Source organism: Microbacterium sp. NPDC055910, from assembly GCF_042271185.1.
In the GTDB taxonomy this organism is placed as follows: Bacteria; Actinomycetota; Actinomycetes; order Actinomycetales; family Microbacteriaceae; genus Microbacterium.
Genome location: NZ_JBHJZS010000062.1, coordinates 1 through 6,567 on the forward strand (window position 1 = coordinate 1; position 6,567 = coordinate 6,567).

The window sequence follows — 6,567 nt, forward strand, 5'->3', positions numbered from 1 at the left end:
CGTCATCGCGGCGCCGGCGTCGCTGGTCGCGCCGGCGATCAGGACGAGGCGTCCGTGCACCCCCGCGTCACTCATCGCCCGCCCGGATGCCCGTCGTCGATTCGATGACGGGCCGCATCTTCTTCTCGAGGGCCTCGAAGAACATCGACAGCGGGAACTCGTCGTCCATCACGGCGTCGGTGTATCCCTTCGGGGGCCCGGCGAGGATGTCGTCCGGCAAGCCCCGTGCCCACTGCGATGCGGGGTTGGGCGTCAGCGTGCTGCGCACGAGGTCGTACGCTGCGAGCCAGTGCGCCGTCTTCGGACGGTCGATCGAACGCCAATACAGCTCGTCGATCGAATCGCCGAGCGCGACGACGGCGGCGGGCACGTCGTCCCAGTCGAACGCGAGCGCCGTGTCGGTCCAGTGCAGCACGCCGCGCTGGTGCAGCCACGCGAAGAGCAGCTGCCCGCCCAGCCCGTCGTAGTTGCGCACGCGCGAACCGGTGATCGCGAACCGGAAGATCCGGTCGAAGATGACGGCGTACTGCACGAGCCGAGCGTGCTCGAGCATCTCGACCTCAGCCTCGGTCAGAGCCCCCGACCCCTGGGCCTGTGCCTCCGGTCCCTGGGCCTGTGCCTCCGGTCCCTGCGCCTGTGCCTCCGGTCCCTGAGCGTGTGCTTCCGGTCCCTGAGCCTGTCGAAGGGCGCTCAGCCGCTTCTCGATCTCGACGCTCTCGCGGAACGCCGTGAGGTCGCACCTCAGCTCCTCGAGCGAGTAGAGGAAGTACGGCATCCGCTGCTTGATCATGAAGGGGTCGAACGGCAGGTCGCCGCGCATGTGCGTGCGGTCGTGGATGAGGTCCCACATCACGAACGTCTTCTCGGCGAGATCCTGGTCATCGAGCATGCGCGCCGCGTCCGCGGGCAGCTCGAGCTTGGTGATCTCGGATGCCGCGCGCACGACGCGCCGATACCGCGCCGCCTCGCGATCCTGGAAGATCGCCCCCCACGTGAACGTCGGGATCTCGCGCATGGCCACGGTCTCGGGAAAGAGCACGGCCGAGTTCGTGTCGTAGCCGGGCGTGAAGTCGATCAGCCGCAGCGAGACGAAGAGTCGGTTGGTGTACTCCGTCTCGAGTTGCGCGATGAACTCCGGCCAGATCGCCTGCACGATGAGCGCCTCGACGAAGCGGTTCGGCGACCCGTTCTGCGTATACATCGGGAAGACGACGAGATGACGGATGCCGTCGACCCGGTGCTGCTGCGGCTGGAACGCCACGAGCGAGTCGTAGAAGTCGGGCACGCCGAAGTCGGTTCCGGCCCAGCGCTCGAAGTCGCGCACGCTGGCCTCGAGGTAGTCGGCATCGTGCGGGAACCGCGGCGCGAGCTCGCGGATGGACTCGACGATCGTTGCGACGGCGACACGGGCGTCGGCATGGTCGGATGCCGCGGGGACCGACCCGTCTTTCGCCTGGACTGCCTGCAGGGCGATCGCGGCATCCTTCAGGCGAAGCCACGCGGTCGTGGTCTCGACGCCGTCCGCTGCGCCCGTCCCGGTCGCTGCGCCCACCCCGGTCGCCGAGCGTGTCGAAGCGTCCTCGACGACCTCTGGCTCACCGACGACGACCTGCGTGGTACGGGCGTGCTGGGTCATGGACATGGATGCCTCCGATCGCTCCTGGCTGCGGATGCCGGAATAATTCCGGCGAATGGGCTCTACTGCCGGTATTCTTCCATGCATGGAAGATGCTGTCGACCTCCGCATCATCGAAGCGGTCTCGCTCGATGCGCGCGCCACTCTCGCCCAGATATCCCACGCCGTGGGGCTGTCGGTGTCGGCGGTGCAAGCGCGGCTGCGCCGACTCGAACAGCGCGGCGTCATCGTCGGCTACCGCGCGCTGCTCGATCCCGAGGCGGTCGGAAAGTCGCTGTCGGCGTTCATCGAGATCACGCCCCTCGACCCGGGGCAACCCGACAATGCGCCCGAGCTGCTCGAGCATCTCAGCGAGATCGAGGCGTGCCACTCTGTCGCCGGTGAAGCGGCGTACATGCTGTTCGTGCGGGTCGCGACCCCGCGCGACCTCGAGTCGCTCATCCGCGACATTCGGCTCGCAGCATCCGTCAGCACGCGCACGACCGTCGTGCTGCAGACGTTCTACGAGAACCGTCCCATCGCACACGCCTGATCCAGCCTCGCCTGCCCTTCGGGGCCTTTCGCTCGTCGAGCCGAACCTTTCCTGCCGAACCGGACGTCGTGGTGGTCGGGTTCGACGGGAAAGGTCGGGTTCGGGCGGGGAGGGGGCGACGGAGGCCCGGCCCGGCCCGTCTCGGTCGTGCTGGGGAAGTCCGGGTTGAGGCCGCCGTGCGACGGGTCGAGCCGAACCTTTCCTGCCGAACCGGACGTCGTGGTGGTCGGGTTCGACGGGAAAGGTCGGGTTCGGCGAAGAGGGGTGTGCGGCGGCGGCGCGGCCCGTATCAGTCGTGCTGGGGGAAGCCCAGGTTGAGGCCGCCGTGCGACGGGTCGAGCCAGCGCGATGTGATGGCCTTCTCGGCCGTGAAGAAGTCGAACCCGTGGGGCCCGTACGCTTTCGCGTCGCCGAACAGCGATGCCTTCCACCCTCCGAACGAGTGGTACGCGACGGGCACGGGGATCGGCACGTTGACGCCGATCATCCCGACCGTCGCCTCGCGCTGGAAGCGCCGCGCGGCACCGCCGTCGTTCGTGAAGATCGCCGTGCCGTTGGCGTAGGGGCTGCCGTTGATGATCGACAGGCCCTCTTCATAGCCCTCCACGCGCACGATCGACAGCACCGGCCCGAAGATCTCGTCGGTGTAGACCGTCGACGAGGTGGGAACCCGGTCGATGAGGGTCGGTCCGAGCCAGAAGCCGTCGGCGTCGCCATCGACCTCGACATCCCGGCCGTCGACGAGGACGTCGGCTCCGTCGGATGCCGCGACATCGATGTACGACGCGACCTTGTCGCGGTGCACCTTCGTGATGAGCGGACCCATGTCGCACCCACGCATGCCGTCACCCGTGCGCAGTGTGCGCATGCGCTCGGCGACCTTCGCGGCGAGCACATCGGCGACCGAGTCAACGGCGAGCACGACCGAGATGGCCATGCAGCGCTCGCCGGCCGAGCCGAATCCGGCGTTCACGGCGGCGTCGGCGGCAAGGTCGAGGTCGGCGTCGGGCAGCACGAGCATGTGGTTCTTCGCTCCGCCGAAGGCCTGCACGCGCTTGCCGGCCGCCGTCGCGGTCTCGTAGACGTACTTCGCGATCGGCGTCGATCCCACGAACGAGACGGCACTCACACCGGGGTTCGCCAGGAGCGCGTCGACGGCTTCCTTGTCGCCGTGCACGACATTGAGCACACCGTCGGGAAGACCCGCCTCGGTGAAGAGCTCGGCGAGCCAGTTGGCCGCGCTCGGGTCCTTCTCGCTGGGCTTCAGCACGACGGCGTTGCCCGCCGCGATCGCGATGGAGAAGAACCACAGCGGCACCATCGCCGGAAAGTTGAAGGGACTGATGATGCCGACGACACCGAGCGGCTGGCGCAGCGTGTACACGTCGATGCTCGTCGAGACGTTCTCCGAGTAGGCGCCCTTCGTCAGGTGCCCGAGCCCGCACGCGAACTCGACGACCTCCATGCCGCGCGCGATCTCGCCGAGGGCATCCGAGAGCACTTTGCCGTGCTCGGCGGTGAGGATCTCGGCGAGTTCCTGCTTGCGCGCATTGAGCAGCTCGCGGAAGGCGAACATGACTGTCTGGCGCTTGGCGATCGATGCGTCGCGCCAGGAGCGCGCGGCATCCGAAGCCACGTCGACCGCCGCGGCGACGTCATCGGCGGTCGCGAAGCGCACCGACTTCTGCACCGTCCCGAGCGCGGGGTTGTAGACGTCTCCGGTGCGGGTGCCGGCGCCCGTCCAGGCGCCGCCGCCGACCCAGTGGTCGAGGATCGTGTTCGCGGTCATGGTGTTCCCTCCGTGGATGCTCTTCTTCGAGATAAGGGGCTGCGCTCAGCCGAGGTCGGCTTCGACGCTCGTGAGCGCCTCGTCGTAGATCGACATGGCCTCGGCCACCTCGTCGGCGGTGACGACGCACGGTGGCACGACGTGAATGCGGTTCTCCGCCGTGAAGGGCAGCAGGCCCCGAGCCATGAGCTCCTTCTTGAGTCGCGCGATGACATCGGCGCCGACCGGTTCGCGGGTCGCGCGGTCGCTGACCATGTCCAGCGCCCAGAAGACGCCTTCGCCGCGCACCTCGCCGATGAGCGGGTGAGCCTCGGCGAGCTGAGCGAGGCCGGGCCCGATCGCCTCCTCCCCGATGCGGCGCGCGTTCTCGACGATGCGCTCGCTCTGCATCGCATCGATCGACGCGATGATGGATGCCGCGGCCAATGGGTGCCCCGAATACGTCAGTCCACCGGGGAAGACGCGCTCGTCGAAGGTCGCCGCGATCGCATCCGAGATGATGACGCCGCCGACGGGAACGTAGCCCGAGTTGACGCCCTTCGCGAAGGTGATGAGGTCGGGCTCGCCGCCGTGCCCCTCGAACGCGAACCATTTGCCGGTGCGGCCGAACCCGGCCATCACCTCGTCGAGGATGAGGACGATGCCGTGTTTATCGGCCAGTGCGCGTACGCCGGCGAGATAGCCCGGGGGCGGAGGCATGATCCCCGCCGTGCCGGGGATCGACTCGAGCAGGATCGCCGCGATCGTCTGCGGACCCTCGGACTCGATGACGCGCTCCAGATGGTGCAGGGCGCGCTCGGATTCCTCCTCCGGCGTCGTCGCCCAGAACTCGGTGCGATACAGGAAGGGCCCGAAGAAGTGCACGTGCCCGCGGGCGTACTGGTTCGGCATCCGCCGCCAGTCGCCCGTCGCGACGATCGCCGCGCCGGTGTTGCCGTGGTACGACCGGTAGGTCGAGAGCACGGTGTCGCGGCCCGTGTGCAGGCGTGCCATGCGGATCGCGTTCTCGACGGCGTCGGCGCCGCCGTTGGTGAAGAAGACCTTGTTCATCCCCTCGGGCGCCTTCTCGGCGATGCGCTCGGCAGCTCGCGCTCGCGTGAGGTTCGCCGTCGCGGGGCCGATCGTGGCGAGCAGGGCGGCCTGCTCCTGGATCGCGGCGACGACGGCCGGATGCTGGTGGCCGATGTTGACGTTGACGAGCTGGCTCGAGAAGTCGAGCAGGCGGTTGCCGGCGTGATCCCACACCCTCGTCCCTTCACCGCCCGCGATGACCGGCAGCGACAGTGCGCCCTGTGCAGACCACGAATGGAACACGTGGGCCCGGTCGAGTCGGGTCGTCTCGGCATCCAGATCGTCCGTCATGGTTCCTCCAGTCAGCGGGGTCTCCTCGGCTACGTTCGTCGTCCCGCGACCCGAGGTCAAGTGAGAGCGCGGCAGACGGGGGCCGAACCGAGACGGAACGTCGTCATCCGCGCAGCCTCAATCCGGCTGCCGGGCCCCCGCGACGCGTTCGCCCGTGATGTCGATGCGGTCCCGCTCGAGGGCGTCGAGTCCGCGTTCGATGTACTCGTTCGTGTAGGGCACGGCCGGAGCATCCCCATCGAGCAGGCGACGGGGACCCCCGGCCGCCGTGAGGGCAGCGTCGACCGCGACCTGCCAGGCCGCGTCGTCGATGATCCCGAAGCCCGCCACGGCCGGCCAGATGAGCGCGTTGACCTCGCGCATCGTCGGCACCCGGCTCGCGGACTCGTCGAGGGGACGGGCGGCGAGGACGATCTCGGACGTCTCGTCGGGGGCATCCCGCGCGAAGACCCACCCCTTGGCGGTCGCCGCGAGGAAGCGCGCCGCGACATCGGCATAGGCCTCGTCGGTCTCGAGCCGCTCCGCGTCGGCCCAGACGGCGTCGGACCACGGCGGCGATGCCGTGGGGTCGGCGAAGATATGGGCGATGGCGACGAAACCGGCGGCCGCCGTCGGATCGGCGTCCGCCTCCGCATCCGCATCCGCATCGACGTCGGGTTCGGCGGCGTCGGGGGTCGCGTCGGTGGCATCGGCACCGGCATCCGTCTCGGCGTCGGCGGGCGCGACGGCCCAGTCCAGATCGGCGACGGTGAAGCCGGACGCCGGCTCGAGTCCCTCATCGGACGGAGGCGTCTCGTCGTCGGACACGATGATCTCGACGTCGAGGCCTTCGTCCTCGTAGTAGCCGCGCTCGGCGGCGACGAGGTATCCCGCGTACCGGGTCGTGCCCGTGTCGGGCAGCTGGAGCGTCACGGGTGCGAGCTCGACCGGGTCGCCGCTCTCGAGCGCGCGGACCGGTGCCGGCCCTTCGCCGCCGGCCGTGCATCCGCTCGCGACGAGCCCGACGGCGAGCGCGATCGCTGCGCCCCAGGCGCCGTGCCTCACCCCGCGCCGCACCGCTCCGCTCACCGTCCCACGCTAACCCCTCGCGCGGACCCGGGGGAGCCCGCGCCAGCCTCAGCGCGCACCCCGTTACCCGCGAGACTGCAACGGGGGGCCGAGACTGCGGGTGAACCCCCCCCGCGCGGGGGGCGGGTGGACGCGCCCGGGGGCCCCGGCGCGGGCGCGCCCCCCGGGGGGCGCCCCCCC

At 69.7% G+C, this 6,567-nt stretch carries 5 protein-coding genes; 1 reads left to right on the forward strand and 4 read right to left on the reverse strand.

Features of this window, described 5'->3' with window-relative positions; translation table 11 throughout:
* Positions 1–67: 67 nt before the first annotated feature.
* On the reverse strand, positions 68–1,642 hold the full coding sequence (locus tag ACFC3F_RS14905; protein WP_376131452.1) for a DUF6421 family protein: 1,575 nt from the start codon (positions 1,640–1,642) through the stop codon (positions 68–70).
* 79 nt (positions 1,643–1,721) lie between these two features.
* Here ACFC3F_RS14905 and ACFC3F_RS14910 point away from each other — a divergent pair, with 79 nt between their 5' ends.
* Positions 1,722–2,168, forward strand: a complete 447-nt coding sequence (locus tag ACFC3F_RS14910) for an Lrp/AsnC family transcriptional regulator (RefSeq protein WP_376131455.1) — start codon at positions 1,722–1,724, stop codon at positions 2,166–2,168.
* 289 nt (positions 2,169–2,457) lie between these two features.
* On the opposite strand, the gene ACFC3F_RS14915 is transcribed toward ACFC3F_RS14910, so the two are convergent.
* The 3 genes from ACFC3F_RS14915 to ACFC3F_RS14925 form a co-directional block, all read right to left on the reverse strand.
* Entirely contained in the window at positions 2,458–3,957 is a 1,500-nt protein-coding gene (locus ACFC3F_RS14915; RefSeq protein ID WP_376131458.1) for a CoA-acylating methylmalonate-semialdehyde dehydrogenase, read from the reverse strand.
* A gap of 45 nt (positions 3,958–4,002) precedes the next feature.
* Positions 4,003–5,319 (reverse strand): aspartate aminotransferase family protein, encoded by a 1,317-nt coding sequence (locus tag ACFC3F_RS14920; RefSeq protein ID WP_376131461.1) that lies wholly within the window; start codon positions 5,317–5,319, stop codon positions 4,003–4,005.
* Between the two features lie 117 nt (positions 5,320–5,436).
* Positions 5,437–6,387: an ABC transporter substrate-binding protein gene (locus ACFC3F_RS14925; protein WP_376131464.1), complete on the reverse strand. Its 951-nt coding sequence runs from the start codon at positions 6,385–6,387 to the stop codon at positions 5,437–5,439.
* Positions 6,388–6,567 lie beyond the last annotated feature (180 nt).